This window comes from Croceicoccus pelagius, from assembly GCF_001661915.1.
Classification (GTDB): domain Bacteria; phylum Pseudomonadota; class Alphaproteobacteria; order Sphingomonadales; family Sphingomonadaceae; genus Croceicoccus; species Croceicoccus pelagius.
Window position 1 is genome coordinate 223,600 of record NZ_LYWY01000032.1, and the last position, 22,053, is coordinate 245,652.

The 22,053-nt window shown below is 64.2% G+C and carries 18 protein-coding genes; 9 read left to right on the forward strand and 9 right to left on the reverse strand.

Annotated elements, in window-relative coordinates; all coding sequences use genetic code 11:
- The first annotated feature begins 29 nt into the window (after positions 1 to 29).
- The 5 genes from A9D15_RS06675 to A9D15_RS06695 all read left to right on the forward strand — a co-directional run bounded on the left by A9D15_RS06675 (position 30) and on the right by A9D15_RS06695 (position 7,588).
- The gene (locus A9D15_RS06675; protein ID WP_156521678.1) at positions 30 to 662 is read left to right on the forward strand and encodes a TetR family transcriptional regulator C-terminal domain-containing protein; all 633 of its coding nucleotides are present in this window, start codon (positions 30 to 32) and stop codon (positions 660 to 662) included.
- A gap of 266 nt (positions 663 to 928) precedes the next feature.
- Entirely contained in the window at positions 929 to 3,316 is a 2,388-nt protein-coding gene (locus A9D15_RS06680) for a TonB-dependent receptor (RefSeq protein ID WP_066763266.1), read from the forward strand.
- A gap of 88 nt (positions 3,317 to 3,404) precedes the next feature.
- Positions 3,405 to 4,910 (forward strand): aldehyde dehydrogenase family protein, encoded by a 1,506-nt coding sequence (locus tag A9D15_RS06685; protein WP_066763268.1) that lies wholly within the window; start codon positions 3,405 to 3,407, stop codon positions 4,908 to 4,910.
- A 3-nt stretch (positions 4,911 to 4,913) separates the two neighbouring features.
- Positions 4,914 to 7,061: a PQQ-dependent dehydrogenase, methanol/ethanol family gene (locus A9D15_RS06690; protein ID WP_082924306.1), complete on the forward strand. Its 2,148-nt coding sequence runs from the start codon at positions 4,914 to 4,916 to the stop codon at positions 7,059 to 7,061.
- Positions 7,058 to 7,588, forward strand: coding sequence for a VOC family protein (locus A9D15_RS06695; protein ID WP_066763270.1), 531 nt, complete (start codon positions 7,058 to 7,060; stop codon positions 7,586 to 7,588). The genes A9D15_RS06690 and A9D15_RS06695 overlap by 4 nt, the downstream gene beginning before the upstream one ends.
- A gap of 7 nt (positions 7,589 to 7,595) precedes the next feature.
- On the opposite strand, the gene A9D15_RS06700 is transcribed toward A9D15_RS06695, so the two are convergent.
- On the reverse strand, positions 7,596 to 8,408 hold the full coding sequence (locus A9D15_RS06700) for an SDR family oxidoreductase (protein ID WP_066763272.1): 813 nt from the start codon (positions 8,406 to 8,408) through the stop codon (positions 7,596 to 7,598).
- Between the two features lie 81 nt (positions 8,409 to 8,489).
- Between A9D15_RS06700 and A9D15_RS06705 the strand changes: the two genes are divergently transcribed.
- Positions 8,490 to 9,392, forward strand: a complete 903-nt coding sequence (locus A9D15_RS06705) for an acyl-CoA thioesterase (protein ID WP_066763557.1) — start codon at positions 8,490 to 8,492, stop codon at positions 9,390 to 9,392.
- 17 nt (positions 9,393 to 9,409) lie between these two features.
- Here the strand turns inward: A9D15_RS06705 and A9D15_RS06710 are convergent, their stop codons facing one another.
- Entirely contained in the window at positions 9,410 to 10,132 is a 723-nt protein-coding gene (locus A9D15_RS06710; protein ID WP_066763274.1) for an SDR family oxidoreductase, read from the reverse strand.
- A 105-nt stretch (positions 10,133 to 10,237) separates the two neighbouring features.
- Between A9D15_RS06710 and A9D15_RS06715 the strand changes: the two genes are divergently transcribed.
- Positions 10,238 to 10,942 (forward strand): TetR/AcrR family transcriptional regulator, encoded by a 705-nt coding sequence (locus A9D15_RS06715; RefSeq protein WP_066763275.1) that lies wholly within the window; start codon positions 10,238 to 10,240, stop codon positions 10,940 to 10,942.
- Here the strand turns inward: A9D15_RS06715 and A9D15_RS06720 are convergent.
- Genes A9D15_RS06720 through A9D15_RS06730 form a run of 3 tightly spaced genes read right to left on the reverse strand, consistent with a single transcriptional unit; the run spans position 10,933 to position 16,458 of the window.
- On the reverse strand, positions 10,933 to 12,297 hold the full coding sequence (locus A9D15_RS06720; RefSeq protein ID WP_066763276.1) for a spinster family MFS transporter: 1,365 nt from the start codon (positions 12,295 to 12,297) through the stop codon (positions 10,933 to 10,935). The two genes, A9D15_RS06715 and A9D15_RS06720, sit on opposite strands and share 10 nt — an antisense overlap.
- Positions 12,294 to 13,970, reverse strand: coding sequence for an AMP-binding protein (locus A9D15_RS06725; protein ID WP_066763279.1), 1,677 nt, complete (start codon positions 13,968 to 13,970; stop codon positions 12,294 to 12,296). The genes A9D15_RS06720 and A9D15_RS06725 overlap by 4 nt, the downstream gene beginning before the upstream one ends.
- Positions 13,971 to 13,992: 22 nt before the next feature.
- Positions 13,993 to 16,458, reverse strand: a complete 2,466-nt coding sequence (locus A9D15_RS06730) for a TonB-dependent receptor (protein ID WP_229660313.1) — start codon at positions 16,456 to 16,458, stop codon at positions 13,993 to 13,995.
- A 255-nt stretch (positions 16,459 to 16,713) separates the two neighbouring features.
- On the opposite strand from A9D15_RS06730, the gene A9D15_RS06735 reads away from it, so the two are divergent.
- Positions 16,714 to 17,970, forward strand: a complete 1,257-nt coding sequence (locus A9D15_RS06735; protein ID WP_066763283.1) for a cytochrome P450 — start codon at positions 16,714 to 16,716, stop codon at positions 17,968 to 17,970.
- Positions 17,971 to 17,975: 5 nt separating this feature from the next.
- Here A9D15_RS06735 and A9D15_RS06740 read toward each other — a convergent pair whose 3' ends face one another.
- The 3 genes from A9D15_RS06740 to A9D15_RS06750 form a co-directional block, all read right to left on the reverse strand.
- A complete protein-coding gene (locus tag A9D15_RS06740) occupies positions 17,976 to 18,755 on the reverse strand; it encodes a ThuA domain-containing protein (protein ID WP_082924307.1) in 780 nt (259 codons plus the stop codon).
- A gap of 77 nt (positions 18,756 to 18,832) precedes the next feature.
- Positions 18,833 to 20,635 (reverse strand): DUF885 domain-containing protein, encoded by a 1,803-nt coding sequence (locus tag A9D15_RS06745; protein ID WP_066763287.1) that lies wholly within the window; start codon positions 20,633 to 20,635, stop codon positions 18,833 to 18,835.
- A gap of 92 nt (positions 20,636 to 20,727) precedes the next feature.
- Positions 20,728 to 21,231: a DUF6456 domain-containing protein gene (locus tag A9D15_RS06750; protein ID WP_066763289.1), complete on the reverse strand. Its 504-nt coding sequence runs from the start codon at positions 21,229 to 21,231 to the stop codon at positions 20,728 to 20,730.
- Between the two features lie 105 nt (positions 21,232 to 21,336).
- On the opposite strand from A9D15_RS06750, the gene A9D15_RS06755 reads away from it, so the two are divergent.
- On the forward strand, positions 21,337 to 21,909 hold the full coding sequence (locus A9D15_RS06755) for a helix-turn-helix domain-containing protein (protein WP_066763291.1): 573 nt from the start codon (positions 21,337 to 21,339) through the stop codon (positions 21,907 to 21,909).
- Here A9D15_RS06755 and A9D15_RS16485 read toward each other — a convergent pair.
- Positions 21,906 to 22,043: a hypothetical protein gene (locus A9D15_RS16485; protein ID WP_156521679.1), complete on the reverse strand. Its 138-nt coding sequence runs from the start codon at positions 22,041 to 22,043 to the stop codon at positions 21,906 to 21,908. The two genes, A9D15_RS06755 and A9D15_RS16485, sit on opposite strands and share 4 nt — an antisense overlap.
- Positions 22,044 to 22,053: the final 10 nt, after the last annotated feature.

The following is a 22,053-nucleotide window of genomic DNA, read 5'->3' on the forward strand; positions in this document are numbered from 1 at the left end:
GAGCGTCGACAAGAACGCGGAGAGGTATATTGAATGCAATCCATGAACTGGATGCCACGATTCCGGCCTTTATGGAGCGGTTTGGCGATCCGGGCGACGAAGATGCCGTCCTCCGCCGCGAGATAACCGAAGCCGGCATCGCGCTGATTTCACGATCAGGTGCCGAGGGGCTGACGTTTCGCCGCCTCGCATCGGCGCTGGATATAAGTACGTCAGTCATCACACGGCTTTTCGCCACGCGCGACGAATTGTGGATCGCGATCTACTATACCACGATCCTTCGCACGCAGGCCCGCATCCGCAAGGCCTATGCCGAGAGCAAGGGCAGCCCGCTGGCCCACCTGCTTGCCCAGATGCCGGTGACGCCCGAAGCGCGCGAGGACTGGCACGTCTATCTCGCCAACATGCAGGCGGCGACAGCGAACCCGTCTTTCAGCCGCGAGGAACGCGATCAGGTCCGCATTGCCTTGCGCGATCTGGCCGAACTGCTGGTGCGCGAACATTCCTTTACGCAGCAGGCCGCAAGAAAGGCCTCGCGCCAGTGTTTTACGTTCCTGATCGGCGTTTCTGTTCAAGCAATGTACGATCCCAGAAGCTGGTCACGCCACAAACAGACGCTGTTCATGCGCAGCCAGATGGAGATCAATGGCATCCCCGTCTAGTTACAACCTATAAAAAACAGGCGTTTTCCATCAAATATTGTAATTTATGTCTTTGTAAACCTATCCACATTCACGAGCCATCGTTTCTCGTTTCCGACTAATTACTTCCTCAATATTCGGATAATATCGAGGAACGGGATATTTTTGCAGACGCGAAAGAACTTCCGGTGAATCGGTTCTTGCAAGCTCTCCCGCCCCTTTACTAAGTCACGTGGTACAAAACTGGGCGAACCCAGGTCACGGTACGGTCCGAAAGGGAGAGGGACATGAAGACAATCTACAAGGCACTTGCGTCCACCGCAGCCATCGCCGCGGCCGGCATCGCCGCCCCGGCGCTGGCGCAGGATGCCGTTTCGGGCGAGGCGCAGGCATCGGAACAGGCCGGCCAGTACGATGCCATCATCGTCACCGCGCGTCGGCGCGAGGAAACGCTGCTCGACGTGCCGGTCGCCATTTCCGCCGTCGGGTCCGAACAGCTCGAACGCTATGCCGCGACCGATCTTCAGAAGATCGGCCAGCTGGTCCCGCAGGTCATCCTCGCCAAGACCGGCGGCGGCGGTGCGGGTGCATCGTTCACCATTCGTGGCCTCGGCTCCTCCGCGCTCGACGCGGGCATCGACCAGACCGTCTCGCTCAACATCGACGGCCTCCAGATCAGCCGCGGGCGCCTTGTCGCGCAGAGCTTCTTCGATGTCGAACAGGTCGAAGTCCTGAAGGGCCCGCAGGCGCTTTTCTTCGGTAAGAACAGTCCCGGCGGCGTGGTGTCCGTTCGCACCAAGGGTGCTAGTTCGAAGCTGGAAGGCTACGTCCGCGCAGGCTACGAATTCAAGGCGGACGAGCGCATCATCGAAGGCGCGATCTCGGGCCCGATCACCGATACGCTGGGCTTCCGCATCGCCGCGCGCGGCAGCAAGATGGACGGGTATATCCGCAACAATGCAGGCCCGATCACCCTGCCCAGCGACCCGACGCATCCCAGCATCGGCGCGGCGAACGGGCGCGATCCGGGCACCAGGGAAATCCTCGGCCGCATCACGCTGGAATGGAATCCGTCGAACGACTTCGACGCGACGCTAAAGGTCTTTGGCGACAAGCTGCGCGACCATGGCGAGACTTCGGGCACCGAACTGCTTTGCGACGGCGGATCGCGCACGCTGGACCTGTTGGGCGGTGTCTTCGTTGCCGACCCCTACAGCGACTGCGAGCTGAACGGCGAACGCACGCTTGGTGCCTTCAATCCGGAAATCGGCGCGGCCTATCCCGGCTCGAACGGCGGCGTGCCGGAAACGCGGTACGAATCGCTGCTCACCTCGCTCACCATGAACTACCGCGCAGGCGGTCTGAACTTCACCTCGGTCACGGGTTTCTGGACTTATACCAACGACGGGTTCGACAACTTCGCCTTCGATTCCACCCCGACGGTGGCCGGTGCGAACAAGGACCATTCCGAAGCGTTCACGCAGGAACTGCGCGTCAATTCGGATTTCTCGTCGATGCTGAATTTCGCAGCCGGCCTTTTCTTCGAGGACAGTTCGCGCAACACGCGGGGCAACGGCTTCATCGCCAACGTCGGCACCGATCCGCGCTATGATACCTACCACAACTGGCAACTGCTGACCGACAACAGCGGCAAGACCTATTCGGTCTTCGGGCAGCTGATCCTCGACCTTACCGACACCGTCGAACTGGCGGGCGGCGCGCGCTGGACTCGCGAGACGAAGCGCACATCGGTGGGCAACAGCTACGTGAACCAGAACTTCGCGCCCTTCGGCATCACTGCCGAGGAAGGCCTGTTCACCTCCGGCAAGTTCGCCGACGAACAGGTCTCGCCCGAAGCGACGATCAGCTGGCGCGCGACGCCGGAAACCACGCTCTATGCCGCGTACAAGACAGGCTACAAGTCGGGCGGATTCTCCAACCCCTCGATCCTGTCGGCAGGCCAGACGATAAACGACCTGGGCTTTGCGCCCGAAAAGGCGGACGGCGGCGAATTCGGCTTCAAGGGCGAATTGCTCGACCGGCGGCTGATGCTGAACGCAACCGTCTATCGCTATACGTTCAAGGGGCTCCAGCTCACCTCGTTCAACCCCTCGCCGCCATCGTTCACGATCCGCAATGCGGCATCGGCGCGCACGACGGGCGTGGAGATCGACGGCGCGTTCAACGTGACGCCGCAGTTCACGCTGCGCGGCGCGGCAGGCTACAACAAGGCAAAGTACCTCAGCTTCCCCGCAGCGCCCTGCTATGCCGGACAGACCGCCGACCAGGGCTGTAACGGCACGACGCAGGACCTTTCGGGCACTGCACTGGTGCGCGCGCCGAAGTGGAACCTGACCGGCGGCATCGCTTACGACGTCGACCTGTCGAATGACATCGGCCTCGGCCTGTCGGGCGATGCCAACTACACCAGCGGATACTGGCTGCTCGAAAACCAGAATCCTGTCGGCTGGCAAAACGGGTTTGCCCGCCTCAACGCCACGGCGCGTCTGTTCCAGCTCGACGATGCGTGGGAACTCGCGCTCATCGGGCGCAACCTGACCAACAAGTATTACGGCATCGCCGGGGCGGAAAAGCCCTTCGGTACGCCCGACGCCGTGTGGGTGAACATCGGCCGCCCGCGCGAAATCCTGCTTCAGGGCACGGTGCGCTTCTAGGCGCCCGCGCTCGTCCGTCCGCTTCCCGGTCACTCTCCTTTCCGGGAAGCGGACGGCAAACTTCTCCTACTGAACAATCGAGATCACCATGGCCCTTCACGACCCCAGCACCCCCGTCAGCGAGTTTATCGCGGGCAAGCACGGCATCTTTATCGACGGCGAGTGGCGTGACGGCGAAGGCGGCGAGACTTTCGACGTTCACGACCCCGCGACCGGCACGACGATCGCAAAGGTCGCGCGAGGTACGGCGGCTGACATAGACCGCGCGGTGGCGGCAGCGCGGCGGGCCTTCGAGGAACGGCGCTGGCACGGACTTCCCCCCGAAAAGCGCGCCGACGTGCTGTGGAACCTTGCCCGCATTTTCGAGCGCGAGGCCCGCACCCTGGCCGAGATCGACGTCGCCGACAACGGGATGCCGATCGCCTTTGCCGAATGGATGGTGGGATCGACCATCGCGCAGCTCAAATACTATGCCGGCATGATCACCAAGGTGACGGGCCGCAACGTCAGCCCCGCGCTTGCCAGCGATCAGCTCCGCATGCATGCCTATACCAGCGTCGAGCCGGTGGGCGTGGCGGGCATCATCATCCCGTGGAACGGCCCTATCGGCACGCTGATCATCAAGCTCGCCCCCGCGCTTGCCGCAGGGTGCAGCCTTGTCGTCAAGCCCGCCGAACTGACCCCGCTTTCCGCGCTTTACGCAGCCGACCTCATGAACGAGGCGGGCATTCCGCCGGGCGTCGTCAACATCGTGCCGGGCTTCGGCCACGATGCGGGACAGGCGCTGGTCGACCATCCCGATGTCGACAAAGTCAGCTTCACGGGGTCGACCGCGACGGGCAAGAAGATAGTCCAGTCGGCAGCAGGCAACCTGAAACGCGTGACGCTGGAACTGGGCGGGAAATCGCCGGTCGTCGTGTTCGACGATGCCGATCCCGAAATCGCCATTCCGGGCGCGGCGATGGGGATCTTCGCCAATACGGGGCAAGTCTGTTTCGCAGGCTCGCGCCTGTTCGTGCAGAAGAAATCCTATGACAAGGTGGTCGCAGGGATCAGCGACTTCGCCAAGGGACTGACGATAGGCAAGGGCATGGACCCTGCCACCCAGATCGGTCCGCTGATCAGCGCGGGTCAGCGTGACAAGGTGGCAGGTTATCTCGAAACCGGCGTCAGCGAAGGGGCGGAAATCGTCACCGGCGGCGCGGCGCATGGCAATCATGGATACTTCGTCCAGCCGACCGTCTTTGCCAATGTCGATGCCTCGATGCGGATCGTTCGCGAAGAGATCTTCGGCCCCGTCCTCGTTGCGACACCGGTGGAGGACATGGACGACATCGTCCGCATGGCGAACGACACGCGATACGGCCTTGGCGCAGGGATCTTCACGACCAGCGTCAACAAGGCGCATCTCGTGGCCGAACGGTTGCGTGCAGGCAACGTGTGGATCAACGGTTACGGCATGATGCATCCGGCCATGCCTTTCGGCGGATACGGCGAATCCGGCTGGGGCCGCGAGAACGGGACCGAGGGCATTTCCGCGTATCAGGAAACCAAGTCGGTCTTCGTCTATCTGAACGAGAACGACCGGACCTGATCCATGACCGCCAAGTCCCCCCGTCACAGGCCCCCGCGACGCAGGCCCCTGTTCTGGCCGGCCCTTGCCCTGTGTGCGGCGATTGCCGCCTGCTCCGCGTCCGATAGCGCATCCGTTGGAGGATACCCGTCGGACGACCGCATCGTCGGCGCCGACAGCGAGCCGCAGAACTGGCTGAGCCACGGCAGGACCTATTCGGAACAGCGGTTCTCGCCGCTGGACCAGATCGACGACGGCAATGTCGGCAATCTGAAGCTGGCCTGGTATCTCGATCTCGACACGTTTCGCGGACAGGAAGGCACGCCGCTCGTCGTCGACGGGGTGATGTACACCACCACCGCGTGGAGCAAGATCGTCGCCGTCGATGCCGCGACGGGCAATCAGTTGTGGCAGTTCGACCCCGAAGTACCCGGAAGCGCGGGCCGTGATGCGTGCTGCGACGTCGTCAACCGCGGCGCGGCCTATGCGGATGGGTTGTTGTTCTTCGGCACGATCGACGGCCGCCTGATCGCGGTCGATGCCAAGACGGGCGCGAAAGTCTGGTCGGTCCAGACCACCGATCCCGAAAAGGCGCAGGCCATTTCCGGTGCGCCGCGCGTTGCCAAGGGCAAGGTCTTTATCGGCAACGGCGGCGCCGATCAGGGCGTGCGCGGGTTCGTATCTGCCTACGACCAGAAGACCGGCAAGCTCGCATGGCGTTTCTATACCGTGCCCGGAAAGCCGGGCGTGAAGGACGGCGCAGCATCGGACGAAGTGCTCGAACGGCTCGCCCGCGATACGTGGTCAGGCGACAGATACTGGCAGATCGGCGGCGGCGGGACCGTGTGGGATTCCATCGTCTATGACGCCGAGATGGACCGGCTTTATGTCGGGGTCGGCAATGCCGGGCCGTGGAACCGCGGCATCCGGTCGAACGGCGAAGGCGACAACCTGTTCGTCGGTTCCGTCCTCGCGCTCGATCCCGATACGGGCGAGTACCTTTGGCATTACCAGGAAACGCCGGGCGAGCAGTGGGACTTCACCTCGACCCAGCAGATGGTGCTGGCCGATCTCACGATCGAGGGCCAGCCGCGCAAGGTCATCATGCATGCGCCCAAGAACGGGTTCTTCTACGTGATCGACCGCGCGACCGGAAGGCCGATCTCGGCCGAAAAGTTCGTGCCCGTAAACTGGGCCGAACGGGTCGATCTGAAGACCGGACGCCCCGTCATCAATCCCGCCGCCCGATACGACAAGGCAGGGCCCTTCCTTGCCACATCGGGCCCGTGGGGCGCGCACAACTGGCACCCGATGGCGTTCAGTCCGGCGACGGGGCTGGTCTATATTCCCGCGATGCAGATCCCGTCGGTCTATGAAGAGGACGGATCGTTCGAATATCGCCCCGGCCTGCTCAATCTCGGCATCGGTGCGGGGGGCAAGCTGCCGCAGGACGACGCGGCCATCGCGGCCATGCAGAAATCGATGGAAGGTCGCCTTATCGCGTGGGACCCGGTTGCCCAGCGCGAAGTCTGGCGGGCGGAACGGTCATCACCGTGGAACGGCGGCGTTCTGGCGACTGCGGGCAACCTGGTCTTCGAAGGGCTCGCCGACGGCACATTCCGCGCGCACGATGCGAAGACCGGCAAGGAGCTGTGGCGCTTTGACGCGCAGGCCGCGATCATGCCCGGGCCGGTCAGCTACTCGGTCGGCGGCGAACAATACATTGCGGTCATGGTCGGCAAGGGCGGCGCGTTCAATCTTGCTATGCCCGGCTTTGCCCGCCCCGACCCGCGTATCCCGGGGCGCATCATGGCCTTCAAGCTGAACGGCACGGCAAAGCTTCCTGCCAAGCCATCTGCAGATACGATGCCGTTCCAGCCTTCGGACGAGACATTCACTACGGCGCAGATCGAACGCGGCGCGGCATTGTTCGGATCGACATGTTCGGCCTGCCACGGGGCAGAGGCACAGTCGATCGGCGTGCTTCCTGACCTGCGCCGGTCGAACGTGCTCGCCAACAAGGAAGTGTGGCGGCAGATCTTGCTGGACGGGATCCTTGCCGGCAACGGCATGGCCAGCTTCTCCGAATACCTGAACGAAGCCGACGCCGAGGCAATCCGCGCATACGTCAACGACCGCGCGAAGGCGGCGAAAAGGAAGAGCAGCCAATGATCGGCACGAAGCTTGCCGGCGGCATGGTGCAGAACGGGCACCTCGTCGAAGACCTCGATGAGGCGATGCACCATTTCAGCACCACGCTGGGCGCAGGCCCGTTCTTCGTCCTGCCGCCCCGCCGTTTCGTGGAGCTTTTCCACGACGGCGAACCGGCCAGCGAATCCATGATCGCCGAAGTCGCGATGGGCCAACTGGGGCCGGTGCAGATCGAACTGATCGTGCCAGCAGCAGGCCCGTCGACCTATCGCCGGTTCCTCGACCACGGCGGGTACGGGCTGCACCACTTCGGCTATCTTACCGACGACTATGACGCGGTGCGCGCCGACGCGATCGCGCGCGGCCTGCGCCCCGCGACCGAGGGGCGCAGCCAGGCCACGCGCGTCTGCTATCTGGAAGATCCCGAACATCCCGATCAGCCGGTTCTAGAACTGATCGAGAATTGCCAGACCATCGCCGATACTTTCGCGATGGTGGCAGGGGCCCATGCCGGTTGGGACGGCACGGACCCCGTGCGCTACCTCTAGCGCGCGATCAAGCCACGCCGTCTGCGCCGAAATACTCGGCCTTCTTGCGGTAATACGACGCATCCAGCCGCAAGTCGGTCAAGCCGCTGTCGATGGTGATGACCTGTCCGGTGACGTTATGGCCATCGGGTCCGGCAAGCCACGCGAACGTGCCCGCCACTTCGTCCGCCGTGACGATCGTGCCGAGCGGATTGCGCGCCTTTGCCGATGCCTCCATCGCCGCCGCGTCGCCATAGGCCAGTTCGGTCATGCGGGTCGGCACGTTGCCCGGCGCGACGGCGTTGACGCGGATACCCTGCCCCGCAAGCTCCGACGCGGCCGAAAGCGTCAGTCCCACGACCCCGTGCTTGGCCGCGGTATAGGCATGGGGCCCCAATGCAACGCGCCCGGCCACGCTGGTGGTGTTGAGGATGCAGCCCCCGTTATTCATGACGCGCGCTGCGTGTTTCGTGCCAAGGAAAACGGACGTCAGCAGGATGGCGATCGTGCGGTCCCACGATTCCAGCGAGATGTCCGCGATCCCGCCCAGTGCGCCAAGCTGCCCCGCATTGTTGATCATGCAGTCGAGCGCGCCATGTTCCGCCACGCTTTTGTCGACGAGCGCGGCAATATCGCCCTCTTTCGTCACGTCGCAGGGCATGAAAACACATCCCAGTTCGGCGGCCAGCGCCGCGCCGCGATCGCGGTCGATGTCGCCCAGCACCAGCCGCGCGCCTTCGCGGGCAAAACGCCGCGCCGTCGCCGCGCCAAGCCCGCCGGCCGCACCGGTGATGACCGTCGCCTTGTCGGCCAGGGTTGCGCCTTGGCGGTAATCGTCCATTCCTCTCTCCATGCATTTGTCTTGCTGTCGCTTCGTGATTAAGGCAGTTGAACCAAATAAACAATGACGGAGAGCGCGCCGATGGCGGATAATCCCTTCCCCGATGACCCGATGGTCGAACGGCGACTGGCATTCGATTTCGAGGAATTAGAGGGCGACCGTTTCCGCACCCGCCCGATTCCCAGCGGGCTCTTGCGAACATATGGCGGGCTGGTCGTCGCACAGGCCTTGGCCGCGGCGCAGCGCACCGTTGATGGGGAGAAATACGCGCACAGCCTCCACGCCTATTTCCTGAAACCCGGCATTACCGGCGAACCGTTAGACATCGCGGTGGACCGCGTGACCGACGGGCGCAGCTTTGCCGTGCGGCGCATCGGCGTGTCGCAGCATGGGAGGCCGCTGCTCGACATGACGGCATCGTTCCACGTCGACGAGGCAGGGGCGATCTACGCCCCGCCTATGCCCGACGTTCCGCCGCCGGACGACCTCCTCCCGCTCACCGAAATTTTTGCCAAAAGCGGCGAGCTGCCCGAACGGCACCGCCCCTTCTGGCTGCGCCGCCAGCAGATCGACTGGCGCCCGGTCGCCCCCTTCCTTTTCGGCGCCCCTCCGCCAGAAGCGCAAAGGCCTGCGCGCAGTTTCTGGTTCCGGATGAAGGACAGGCTGGATGCATCGCGCGCCGAACATGCTTGCTGGCTGGCCTATGCGTCGGACTTTCACATCTTCCAGACGACCTTCATCCCGCTAGGCATCGCTTTTACCGACGACTATCTCCAGACCAGCAGCCTCGACCATGCGCTGTGGCTGCACGGGCGCGTCGATATGAACGAATGGATGCTCTATTCGCAGGACACGCTGGGCGCGTCGGGTGCTTTGGCGCTGGGGTCGGGTACGATCTTCCGCGCCGACGGATCGATCGTCGCCACCGTGGTGCAGCAGGGGTTGGTGCGGCAGCTGGACGAGGTGCGGACCGGCAAGATCTGATTGCCCAGCACTCCCGCTCAGGGCATGAAGAAACCGCCGTTGACGTCGATGATCGCGCCAGTGACGAAGCCCGCCTCTTCGGAAACGAGATAACGCGTCGCCGCCGCGATGTCGCCGGGCCGCCCCAGCCGCCCTACAGGGATCTGGCTGACGTAGTCGTCCAGCGCGAACTGGTCGCTCTGCTCTGTCTCGATCCGGCCCGGCGCGATGCAGTTTGCGGTGATACCGCTTTGCCCGCACTGTCCCGCGAGCACGCGGGTAAAGCCGAACAGACCCGCCTTGGACGCGGCATAGTGCGCGCCCGACAGCATCGAGCGCATCCGACCGCCCTGTGACGAGAAGTTCACGATCCGACCCCAGCCCGACCGTTTCATCGCGGGCAGTGCCGCGCGGCAGCAATGGAACACGCCGTCGAGATTGACCGACAGCACCCGCCGCCAGTCCGCGTCGGTCATCTCCTCGATCAGAACGGCCCGCCCGTTGGGCGCAGCGGGACTGATGCCGGCATTGTTGACGAGGATCTGGACCGGCCCGTATTCGCGCTCCACCTGTCCGAAAGCGTCGGCAACCGACGCGGGATCGGCGACGTCGCAGGCGATCTGGGGAATGTCGGCCCCGTCGCGCGGGCGAATGTCGAGCGAGATGACGGTGTGCCCTGCGCCCGCCAGGTTCTCGGCGACGGAACGGCCAATCCCGTCTGCCGCACCGGTTACGACGGCGATGCGTCCTGTGTGGTTCATGTCCGATCCTCTCGATTGTCTGCGCCGCCGCATAAGGCGTACGCCTTAAGCCTTGTCGTCTTTTTCGCTGTCATGTATCCCGCGGAAAGGGAATAACGGGGACCGATGGACAGCAACCCAACCAGAAAGCGCCGCCGGACAAGGGCGGCGGAGGCAACCCGCATCCGCATCATGGAAGCGGCGGAAATCCTGTTTGCAAACAGCGGTATCGACGGTGTCGCGCTGCGCGAGATCGCGGCGGCGGCCGGACAGGGCAACAACACCGCGGTCCAGTACCATTTCGGCAGCAAAGAACAGCTGGTCTACGACATTTTCGACTACCGGTCGCAGATGTTCGAGCCGATGCGTACCGACATGCTGGCCAAGGCCGAAGCGGCCGGACAGATCGCCAACCCGCGCACCCTGCTGCAGGTGCTTGTCCTGCCGCACCTGTCGATCTGCGACGACAACGGCGCGCATCCCTATTCCGCGTTTCTTGCCCAGTACCTGACCCGTTCGCGCGCCGAGGGCATTCCCCACCCTTACGATCGGCCCGAAGCGCCCGTTCCGGCGCTGCGTCGTGTCCGCGAACTGCTGGCAAAAAGCTGCGAGCACGTGCCGCCGCAACCGTTCCGGCTTCGCGTAGGGCTGGTCAAGCTCATGTTCCTCAACATGCTGATGCGCCGGGACAGCGGGTTCCCAACCGCCGAACAGGGCATTTCCCTGAACACGTTGGTCGACGACACCCTCGACATGATGACGGCGGCGCTGGTCGCCCCCTATCGCCACGATGGTCCGCCGCTGTTCACCATTTCCGAAGGTCAGCCCTGATCGCCGACCAGGCCCTGATCACTGATCAGGCGTGCATATTCCTTCTGCGCCAGCCACAGCAGCACAAAGCCGATCACCGCCGACACAGCGCAAGTTACGCCCAACGCGTGGCCGACCATGCTTTCGTCGGCGAAGATCCTGTCGGTGATGAGCGCGACGATCGTCGGCGCGGTGCCAAGCCCGACGACCGAGATGATGAACACGTATAACGCGCTCGCCATGCCGCGCATGCGGTTGGGCGTCACGATCTGCAGCGCAGCCGAGGCACCCGCCATCGGCAGAGAATAGGCAAAGCTGGCCAGGCCGCCCAGCGCCAGCGCGGCGCCATAGGACCCGGCCCACCAGAGCAGCGCCGACAGCACCGCGACAGCCGCAGCCGAGATCAGCGGCACGATCATCAGTGCGTCGAGCCTCCCACGCTTTTCCAGCCAGCGCGCCACCAACGGCCCGGTCAGAACCCCGGCCGACCCGCCGATAAGGACGAGCGCGCCGTACTGGACGCCTACCGTTGCGGCCTCTGCCCCGAACTGGCGCATCAATACGGCGGGCATCCATGCGGGGAAGGCATAGAGCGTGATGACGATCCCGCTCATCCCCCCGTAAAAGCAGAAGTAGAAGCGGCCATTGGCCTTGAAGCGGCGACCGACTTCGGCGAGCGGCATGGCGGTATTCTCGTCCTCGCCCGCCGTCAGCTTGCGTACCGGTTCGCGCACGAACAGCATCAGCGCCGCCGCGATCAGCAGGCCCGGCACCGCGACGGCAAGGAACACGAACTGCCAAGGCGCAAGAAAGGGAAAATTGCGCCCCTCGGCATATTCGAGCAGCAGCCCACCGAAAATCAGCGCCAGCCCGCCGCCAAGGTACGGCCCCATCATGAAGATCGACAGCGCGCGCGGCATCAGGTGCGCGGGGAACCGATCTGCGATGATCGACCATGCCGCAGGGGTCAGGCTGGCCTCTGCCGCGCCGACGCCGGTGCGCGCGGCGAACAGTTGCCAATAGGACCGCGACAACCCGCAAAGCGCGGTCGCCAGGCTCCACAAAGCGACGCCGCCGACAAGGATGTTGCGCCGGTTCGAGGTATCGGCCAGCCGCCCCATCAGCGGGCTGCACACGACATAGGCCAGCGTAAACGACAGCCCCTGCAACAGGCTGAGGCGGGTGTCGGACAGATCGAACGCAAGCTTCAATGGTTCGACCAGCAGGTTGAGCACCTGCCGGTCGATGAAGCTGACGGTATAGGCCAGCGTCAGGATCACGATCATGCCCCATGCGTCCCAGCCGACGGTGCCGGCAGAGGCAGGGCCGGCTGGTGCGTGTCCTGCGGGCGGCGTCTCGGTAATGACGGGGGTCATCGCGCGGCCTTCTGGCGGCGCGGTTCAATCTTGGAATGCGGCTCGAACTGGCGCAGCAATTTGAACTTCTGCACTTTCGTCGCGCTCATCGGCCATTCGTCGACGAAGCGGACGTAGCGCGGGATCTTGTAGCTTGCGATCGCACCGTCGCAGTGGCCGACGATGTCTTCTGCCGAAAGTTCGGCGCCGGGCATGCACTCGATATAGGCGCAGGCGACTTCCATCAGCCGGTCGTCGGGCACACCCACCACTTGCGCCATGCGGACGCCCGGATGTGTCATGAGAAAGCTTTCCAGTTCGACCGCGGCGACATTCTCGCCCCCGATCTTGAGCATGTCCTTGAGCCGCCCTTCATAGACCAGCCTGCCGCCCTCGACGATCTGGCCGAGGTCGCCGGTGTGCAGCCAGCCATCCTCGTCCACCGCCTCTTTCGTGGCGGCATCGTCATCGTAATATCCGGCGAAAACGGCATTGCCGCGCAGGCATATCTCGCCCGGCTGACCGGTGGGGAGCGTTTCGCCGTCGGGCCCTTCGATCCGCGCCTCCATCCCGTCGAAGAGCCGTCCGCTCGTCGTGAAAAGGTATTCGCGATCATCGTCGAGTTCGGAATAGCACGGTACGCCGGTCGCCTCGGTCAACCCGTAGGAATTGACCGGCACTGCACCGGGAAAGTCCTGCGCAAAGCGGCGCAGCAGATCGGGCGCGCCGACGACGTGATTGATGCGCAGACGCGACTGGTCGTACTCGGCAAAGCGCGGGTGGCCGACCAACGCGCCAATGATCGTCGGAAAACCGGCATAGTGGACCGTCGGCCTTTCGCGGATCAGCATGTCCATCGCAGTATCGGCGTCGAAATGGTCCATACCCATGAAGCACGCGCCCGTCGCGCGGCAGCCCGCCAGCGGCAGGATCGTCGACATGTGGAACAGGGGCAGCGGATCCCAGACGAGATCGTTTTCGGTAAGGGCGAAGCGTTTGCCCATGCTCGCACCCGTCAGGCACAGCGAACGGTGCGCGAGCATGCAGGCCTTGGGCCGGGATGTCGTGCCCGAGGAAAAGATCATGAGGCCGATGTCGTCGGGCAGAACCTGCCCCGCGCGGCGCATGACGTCGAGATCGCTCGCCTGTGCGGCAAGGTCGTTGAGAGCAGCCTCGTCCATCCAGTGGCCGGGCCGCTCCTCGCCGATCTCGATCACGCGCTCGAGGTCGGGAAGGTCGGCGTGTTCGATACGCCCGTCATTGCTCACCCTGTCTTCAAGGATGCCCGGGAAAGCTTCCTCCAGCATCGGGCGATAATCGCAAAAACTGGTTGCCTGCCCGCCCACGAACAGGAAGCGCACGCGCGCCTTGGGGATGACATAACGCAAATCGTCCGACCGGTAACGCGCGTTCAGCAGGACCGCCCGCGCCCCGATCATCTGGGTGGCGAGGTATAGAACAACGTATTCGAAGCAGTTGGGCATCAGCACGCCGACATGGTCGTCCTTGCCCACGCCCAGGCCGATCAGCGCCCGCCCGCGTTCGACGGCAAGCGCAAGAAGATCGTCCCAGCTTGCCTGCCTGCCCGAATAGATCAGCGCGCGCCGTTCGCCGAAGCGTTCGGCGGCGCAAACCAGGGTGCCTCCCACCGTGAGGTTATCGGGCGCGGCGGGAGGCATTGTTTCGTCGTTCACGATAGTTCCGTCAGTTCCGTCTTCAGGGGATCTGCAGCGTCAACTGCAAGGTGACCGTTCGCGGCATCGAAATAAAGCCCACCTGATCGGCCGGGACCGCCATGTTCGTGCCTGTGCCGGAACCGGTGCCGCTGCCGTCTGTCACGCCGGTGGCGACAAACTGGTTGGTAAGGTTCTTGCCGATGAGCGCGAGCTGCCAAGTATCGTCGATCGCCCCGAAACGGACACCGGCATCTAGCGAGACATATTCGTCCTGCCGCGAAAGCGGGGCACCAAAGGCCGAGGGCAGGTAGTCGGAGCTGTAGCGCGCGTTGACCGAGAGGCCGTACTTCATCGACTGGTTGAGATCGGCTTCGTACCGCGCGCCGAGCGAACCGGTCCAGTCCGGCGCATCCGAAGTGGGCTTTCCGTCAAGATCCTGGCCCGGAGTACCGATGCTGAGCAGGTTCGGGATACAGCCAGCATCGAAGCTCTGCCCGCCGTAGCAGGGCGCGAGCGCCGTACCGTAACGCGCGTGGTTGTAGTTCGCGCTGCCGCTCAATTCGAGCCCCGGCACCGCATAGGGCGCATAGGCGAACTCGACCTCGACGCCCTTCGTCTTCGCACTGCCCGCATTGATCGAGTTGTACGCGAGCGCCGCGGAATCGAGATACGTCACCTGCAGGTCGGTGAACTTGTAGATGTACCCCGTCACGTTGAAGCGAAGCTGGCGATCCAAGAGGTCGGTCTTCAAACCGACCTCGAAACCCTTGGCCTTTTCCGGTTCGAACAGGAAGAATTCGAGCGGCGTCGTCGGCGACTGGATCGAGGAGTTGGAGAACCCGCCCGACTTGTACGCGGTCTTGTACGCGCCATAGACGGTCACGGTCTCGCTCGGCGTCCAGGTCAGCGTTGCTTCGGGCGACCAGTTGTCGAAGGTCTGCTTCGCAGTCAGCGGATCGTCCACGGCATAGCGCGAGCCGGCCAGCAGCGGGTGCGCGTAAGGCTGGACGAAGATGCTGTCCTTGGTTTCGTGGATGTACCGCGCGCCGCCGGTGATCTCGAGCGTGTCGGGAATCAGTTCGACGATCGCCTGCCCGTATGCCGAAAGCGTCTCGCCCTCGGTCGAACTGTCCTTGGCATAGGCGACATAGCGGAAGCCGTCGGGCGCCTCGCTGTTTTCAAACCCTGCGAACAGGACGTTCTGTTCGAACCCGCGCTCCGACGTCTGGTAGTACCCGCCGAGCAGGAAGTTGAACGCCCCGTCGAAGTCGCTCAGCACGCGCAGTTCCTCGGAAAAGGCGTTGTAGTCCGAAACCTCCGTACCCCAGATGTTCAGCGCGGGCGAGGATGCCGACTGGTAGTCGATGTCGAGCGACCACGTGTTCCGGTTCCACTGGTAGTTCGTGACCGAGGTTATGGTCAGCGCGTCGAGATCATATTCCAGCGTGCCGGTCACGCCCCACGAGGAATACTTGTTGAAGTTGTCGCCATCGGGCCGGGCAAAGCGTGTTTCGGCGGCGATGTCGGCGGGCATGTTGTTGGAATAGAGCGCGAAGTCACGCTCGCACGGGGTGCCGGGCGACAGGTGGCTCTGGCCGCCGTCGCAGGCGAAGACCGCGTAGTTCCACGTGCCCGATGTGCGGTTGTAGCCGACATTGGCCTTCAGCGTCGCGGTCAACCGGTCGGTCGCTTCCCAGTCGATCGTCCCGCGCACAAGGTACTCACGCTCTTTCGGGCCGTTGTTCGAAGGGGCGGTCGCGATGTGATCGGTCGTCGCGTTGGTCACGCCAGCCGCAGGGCGATCGGTCGTGGTGTATGTGATCGAATCGGCGCGGTTGTCGAACAGGTGCCCGAAATCCTTGGCTACCCGTGCGGCAAGGCGGAAGCCCACGCGGTCGCTGACGGGGCCGGACACGACGACCTCTTCCTTCAGCTTGCCCGCGTTGAATTCGTACGACGTGCGCGATGAAGCCGTGAAATAATCGGTGGGATTGGCGGTCGTGATCGAGATGACGCCTGCGGTCGCGTTCTTGCCGAAGAACAGCGACTGCGGACCTTTCAGGATCTCGATCCCGCCAAGGTCGAAGAAACCTTCGTTAATGGTGCGCCCCTGGCCGTAATAGACGCCGTCGACGATGACCGCGATCGACTGTTCGGTGCCGATCGAGAGCGAGTTCGAACCGACCCCGCGCAGGGTAAGCTGGGCGCCCGAACCGGTCGCGTTGCGCCCGATGGCAAGCTGCGGCGTGGCCGCGGCGACGCGTTCGAGGCTGGTGAGGTCGCGGTCCGCGATTTCGGCAGCGGAGATCGCGGTGACGGAAACCGGCACATCCTGCGCCGATTCCACGCGCTTGCGCGCCGTGACGATGATTTCCGAAAGGCCGCCCTTGGCCGCCGTCGATGCTTCGCTGTCTTCCCCAGCCGCATCCTGCGCATGGGCAGTGTTCGCCGCACCACAGGCACATGCGATGGCCAGTACCGAAGTGAGTGTGCGCCGACCGCGCACGAGATCTGATCCTTGCAACATCCGTCCTCTCCCATTGCCGGTCCCGCTTGTCTGTCTGCGGGATTTCCGGGTCGCGTCTTTGCGCAGTTCGCAAAGGCATAGAGCGAATCTATTTTAAGGCAAGTGCTTTTATTTTTGAGGCGTAATTGGCGTAAAAACCAGCAATTTACGCAAGAATATAGAATTTTCGCTTGATAGAGTAAGGCGATTGCACCACCATCGGGGCATAAAGATGACCTCGGGAAGGAACCTAGAATGACCACGCACGAGGGCTCGGAACCTGCCGTCCCCAGCCTGCTCGACCCCGCAGTGCAGAGCGATCCGTTCGACGCCTACGCCATGATGCAGGCGCAGGAGGGCATCTACCGGATGCCCGAAACCGGCTTCTTCGTGGTGACCCGTTATGACGATCTTCGCCGCGTGCTGACCGACCCGGAGACTTTCTCGAACAACGTCGACCGCGCATCGTTGCAGGGTGAGGAGAACTCTGCCGTGCTGCACGATTATCTCGACGCGCACGGCTGGCCGCACATCCAGACGTTGCAGCGCACCGATGCGCCGGTTCACTCGCGTTATCGCAAGCTGGTCGACCGCGTGTTCACGATGAGCCGCGTGCGCGAGTTGACCGGCCACATCGAGGAAGTCGCCCACACCCTGATCGACGGCTTCGCCGCCCGCGGCGAGTGCGAGTTCATTGCCGATTTCGCGGTGCTTCTGCCCGGCATCATCCTGGCCGAGCAGATGGGCCTCGATTCAGGCGATGTCGGCACGTTCCGCCGCTGGGCCGATGCGATGCTGGCGCCTGCCTCCACGGTGATGACGGCGGACGAGCTGAAGGCCAACGCGGATATCGAACTTGAGGCGCAACACCACCTTGCGCGCCTGTTCGAGGAACGGCGCGCAAACCCGCGCGACGATCTCGTCTCCGCGCTCGTCCACGCGCACCGCGATACCGAGGAACCGCTGTCGATGGCGGAACTGCAATCGGTGATGAGCCAGTTGATCGGCGGCGGCTTCGAATCGACGACGACGTCGCTTGGCCACGCGATGCTGCAACTGGTCAATCATCCCGACCAGATGCAGGCCCTTCGCGAAGACCGTTCGCGCGTGAAGAATTTCGTCGAGGAAGTGATCCGCTTCGAAAGCCCGACGCAGGGCCTGCGCCGCCGCGCGACGCGCGATGTCGAACTGGCCGGAACGCTGATCCCGAAGGATTCGGTCGTCATCGTCCGCTATGGCGCGGCCAATCGCGACGCGGCGAAATTCGAATGCCCGCACCAGTTCGACATGGCGCGCAAGAACTCGGGCACCCACCTTGCTTTCGGGGCCGGCCCGCACTTCTGCGTCGGCGCACCGCTCGCCCGCGCGGAGATCGCGACCGGCGTGCTCGCCATGCTCGACAGGCTGGACGACATCAGGCTGGCGGCGCCGCTCGAAAAGCCGATCCACGAGCCCAACTTCCTGACGCTCCCGCTGCGCAAGCTGCCGCTGACTTTCACGGCGAAGGGCTAAGCGCTTCAGGCAGACAGCCGGCGCGTGGTCCAGGCCAGCGCGTTGGCGACCAGCATGCGGTAGTTGGCATCGCCGAACGTCGCGCCGCTGTCGCCGGGCTGGAGATAGACGACGCGGCTGTTGTCCGCCCGCTTCGCCCAGCCGAGCAGCGGGCTGCGCGCGGGTGGCGACCATGCTGCGCCCTCAATCCGGCGCACCGCGTTCTTCGCGGAGATGAACCGCGCATCCTCGATTTCGGTTTCGAGCGTCAGGAGCGGTTCGACCTCGCCGACATATTCCATGGCGTAAAGCTCGTCCGAGAGCGCGAAACGCGAGGGCACGCCCGCAGTGACGGGATGCTCGACAACGCCCGCCTCGTACTGCGCATCGGGCAGATAGCCGCTGTCCTGACGCGCCGTTCCGCCAAGCACGCCCTCACGATAAAGGAAGCGCCCGCCCAGCATCTGCGCATAGCCCTCCCACGATGGCCACGAGGCAATCGCGTGGTGAAGCGCCACGATACCGATCCCGCGCTGCGTCAGCCGCTCCCACCCCGCGACGAGCGCCGCATCAGGCTCCACCGGCACGGGCCGTTCCTCGCGCGGGGCGCGGAAATCGAGCCCCCACATGTCGTGCAGGACCACCGCGTCGTAATCCTCGACCAGCCCGTTCGCGATCAGGTCGGATGCGGCAGGCTGGTCCACGATGGTCGGTTCCGCCCCGCAAGCGCGCAGCATGTCCTCGAACGCGTTGCGATCGAAGGCATGCCCCTTCACTGCCGCGAAAACCCTGATCCTGTCTGCCACATGCCTCTCCCGTTCTTGGAGGCAGCTATAGCCTGCAAACAGGTTAAGGCAAGCGCCTTACAAATGGCGTGGCGGCGTCAGGTTCCGCTTTCGCGGGCGATGAAGGCGTCGACCCGCTTCTCCAGCAGGTTCAGCGGCATCACGCCTTCGAGAAGAATATCATGAAACCGGCCGAGCACGAATCTGTCGCCAAGCTCCCGCTCTGCCTTGGCGCGCAGGTCCATCCACTTGTTCTGACCGATCTTGTAGCTGCATGCCTGGCCCGGCAACACACAGTAACGCTGCGTCTCGCCCAGCGAACGATCGTAGGTCAGGCCGATCGTGTTCTGGAAATAGTCGGTCGCCTTCGCAAGGTCCCACTTCTTGTAGTGCAAGCCGGTATCGGTCACGAGCCGTGTCGCGCGGTAGAGCCACGACTGCAGGCGACCGATCTGCTGCAGGCCGGTATAGCCGCCCAGTTCGTTCGCCACCTGCTCTGCATAGAGTGCCCAGCCCTCGCCATAGGCGGAGATGAAGTAGCTCTTCAGCAGCAGCGGCAGGTCTTCGGCCTGCTGCATCAGGCTGCCGTGCAGGTGATGGCCCGGCACACCTTCGTGGTAGGTCAGCGCGGGCAGAAAGAACTTCGGCCAGTTCGCCGTGTTCTTGAGGTTGATCCAGTAGATGCCGGGCCGCGAACCGTCGAGCGAGGGGCGATGGTAGTAGCCTCCCGATGCGCCATCCTGGATCGCCTCAGGCACGGCGCGGATTTCCAGCGGCTGCGTCGGCACCGTGTTGAACGCCTGCGGCAGCTTTTTCATCAGGGCCTCGGTCTGCACGTTGAGGCTTTCCAGCAGATCGGCCTTGCCCGCAGGCGTGTTGGGATAGAGCTGGTCCGGCCGATTGGTGAGTTCGGCCAGCCGCGCGCCGACCGACCCTTTGGTCAGGCCGGCGCTTTTCAAAAGCGGGTCCAGCTCGGCGTGCAGTTCGGCAACCTGCCGCAGACCGACCTGATGGATTTCCTCGGGGATCATGTCCGTCGTCGTGAAGAGCTTCAGCGCGTCGGCATAGATCTCCTCACCGCGCGGCAGGCGCCATGCGCCGTCGCCTGCGGGAGTGTCGGCCTTCAGCGCGCGCATCGCCCCGGACTGGCGGGCAAGCGCGGGATAGACGCGGTCTTCCAGAATCTTCGCAGCACGCGTCGCCCAGTCGCCCTCGATGCCCTTTTCGGCAGTGCGGGTGGCAAGCGAGGACACCATGTCGCTGTCGGCCGGCTTGGCCGCCATCAGCGAATCGATCTGGTTCGCCGTGATCTCCAGCGACCAGACCGGCGGCAGATACCCACGCGCGCCTTGCGCCTTCTGATATTCGGTTTCCGCATCCAGTTCGCCCGCAAAGGCGTCGAGCCGGTCGAGATAGGCCTCGGCATCGTCGGTCGTTTCGACCGGATGCTGCGTGTCGAGCATGACCGGCACCGAGACATAGGCGCCGCTGCGGTGTTCGACGATGAAGGGCGTGCCCACGCTCGGCAAGTCGTATTTCGCGGCCAGAAGGCGCTTTTCCATCATGTCGATGGCAACAGCGCGCTGGGTCCGCTTGGCCTGGCTCAGGCTGCTTTCGGGAACGCGTTTCAGGCTTTCGAGCACGTTGGCCGCCTGCGCCATGCGTGCCTTCGTCCCGCCCGCGCCGTAGTTGTCGATCGCGTGGCGCGCCCAGGCAAAGCGGCCATCGTCCAACCCCGCGCTGGTCAGCGATTCGGGGCTCAATTGCTGGTCGCCCCAGTAAGCCGCGTCGAGCACGGTATCGAGCTGTGAGGCGGCATCGGCCTGCGCGAATGCAGCGCGGGGCGCGGCGGCGGCAATGGCGGCGACAGAGCCTGTGGCGATGAACTGGCGGCGATGCATGAGAGGCTGTCTTCCCCGTTACTTGGTTGCAGGGGAAACCATGTGCCAGCAAGGACGGGCGCGCTCAAGCAAAAGCGCGCCGCCTGTGCACCTCATGCCATCCGGTAGTAATCCGCCACCCTGTCGAGCGCGAGGCCGAGCACCAGCTTGCCGCTGCGCGCGGGCCATGACAGCGCCTTTTCCGCATCGGGCAAACTCTCGCCCGCACAAGCCACCCGCCACAGGATGTCGGACAGGCCCGGCCCTGCCTGGGCCGTCGCCTCGTCGAAGCGGCGCTTGGCGGCAAGCTGGCGTTCGGAGGGCGTAAGATCCGCATCGCGCTTGCCGCCGTCGACGCGCACCGGGTTCCAGCTCATCGTGATCGAGGGCGCCAGCTGTGCACGTTCCCAGTCGGCGCGTAGGCGTTCCCCCGCATTGTACTGGCGTTCGGACAAGTGCCCGCGCGCGTAGAGCCAGCTGAGCGGGCTTTCGCGCAAGTTGACGGTGACGCTGCGCCCGCGTTTCGGCGCGCCGCCCTTGTACTTGGCCGACGTACGGCGCGGGCCTTCGCTGGTCAGTTCGCGGGTGACGTAGTGGGCACTGTCGGGCTGGCTCATCCGGTGACTCTCCCTTCTGGACAAGATGCGCCGCCCTCTTGCGCCTCGGTTCATTCTGTAGGAAAATAACACCAGATAGGTTATTTGCTTTCGGAGCCTGCCCCGATGATCAACCGCATCCGCGCCATCCGCAAGGACAAGGGCATGACCCTCTCCGATCTCGCCCTCGCCTGTTCGCCGCCGACGACGCCGCAGACGATCGGGCGGCTGGAAACCGGCACCCGCACGCTGTCGATCGACTGGCTGAACCGAATTGCCGGCGCGCTCGGCGTAGATCCAGAAGCGCTGCTGACCAGCGAGGCGAAGGCGGCGCCGATGGTCGTGGCGAGGCTGGGCGCGGAAGGCCCCGAGGCGCTGACCCGCCCGCGCGAGGCGGTGCCGCCGCAGGTTCTTCTGGGCGATGCGCCGATGGGGGTGCTGGAAATCGATGTCGCGCAAGGCGAATACCGGCCCGGAGACCGGCTGTGGCTGCGCGAGCTGAAACCGGAGGAAACGGCGCAGGCAATCAACCGCGACGTGCTGGTCCCGCGTCCGGGCGGGCGGTTCGTGTTCGGCAGGCTGATCGACCGCGATGCGAACTTCGTGGCGATCCTGCCGCCCGGTGCCGGCCAACGCCAGGCCGTGGTCAAGGACCCGGCCTGGGTCGCGCTCGGCGTTATGCTGGTGCGTATGCTTTAGGCGTTTTCGGCTTCGACCATCTTGCGCAGCACCGCGACGCGCTGCCGGTTCGCGTCATGGTTGCGTTCGGGGTGGTCGCGCATTTCGGCCAGCAGGTTCTTCAGCTCTGCCTGATAGCGGTTGTCGTGTGCCATTCTCGGCCTC

Bases quoted from the DNA above. Each gene is read 5' to 3' on its own strand.
- A9D15_RS06680 (WP_066763266.1), top strand. From the start codon at position 929: ATGAAGACAATCTACAAGGCACTTGCGTCCACCGCAGCCATCGCCGCG.
- A9D15_RS06685 (WP_066763268.1), top strand. From the start codon at position 3,405: ATGGCCCTTCACGACCCCAGCACCCCCGTCAGCGAGTTTATCGCGGGC.
- A9D15_RS06690 (WP_082924306.1), top strand. From the start codon at position 4,914: ATGACCGCCAAGTCCCCCCGTCACAGGCCCCCGCGACGCAGGCCCCTG.
- A9D15_RS06695 (WP_066763270.1), top strand. From the start codon at position 7,058: ATGATCGGCACGAAGCTTGCCGGCGGCATGGTGCAGAACGGGCACCTC.
- A9D15_RS06700 (WP_066763272.1), bottom strand. From the start codon at position 8,408: ATGGACGATTACCGCCAAGGCGCAACCCTGGCCGACAAGGCGACGGTC.
- A9D15_RS06705 (WP_066763557.1), top strand. From the start codon at position 8,490: ATGGCGGATAATCCCTTCCCCGATGACCCGATGGTCGAACGGCGACTG.
- A9D15_RS06710 (WP_066763274.1), bottom strand. From the start codon at position 10,132: ATGAACCACACAGGACGCATCGCCGTCGTAACCGGTGCGGCAGACGGG.
- A9D15_RS06715 (WP_066763275.1), top strand. From the start codon at position 10,238: ATGGACAGCAACCCAACCAGAAAGCGCCGCCGGACAAGGGCGGCGGAG.
- A9D15_RS06720 (WP_066763276.1), bottom strand. From the start codon at position 12,297: ATGACCCCCGTCATTACCGAGACGCCGCCCGCAGGACACGCACCAGCC.
- A9D15_RS06735 (WP_066763283.1), top strand. From the start codon at position 16,714: ATGACCACGCACGAGGGCTCGGAACCTGCCGTCCCCAGCCTGCTCGAC.
- A9D15_RS06745 (WP_066763287.1), bottom strand. From the start codon at position 20,635: ATGCATCGCCGCCAGTTCATCGCCACAGGCTCTGTCGCCGCCATTGCC.
- A9D15_RS06750 (WP_066763289.1), bottom strand. From the start codon at position 21,231: ATGAGCCAGCCCGACAGTGCCCACTACGTCACCCGCGAACTGACCAGC.
- A9D15_RS06755 (WP_066763291.1), top strand. From the start codon at position 21,337: ATGATCAACCGCATCCGCGCCATCCGCAAGGACAAGGGCATGACCCTC.
- A9D15_RS16485 (WP_156521679.1), bottom strand. From the start codon at position 22,043: ATGGCACACGACAACCGCTATCAGGCAGAGCTGAAGAACCTGCTGGCC.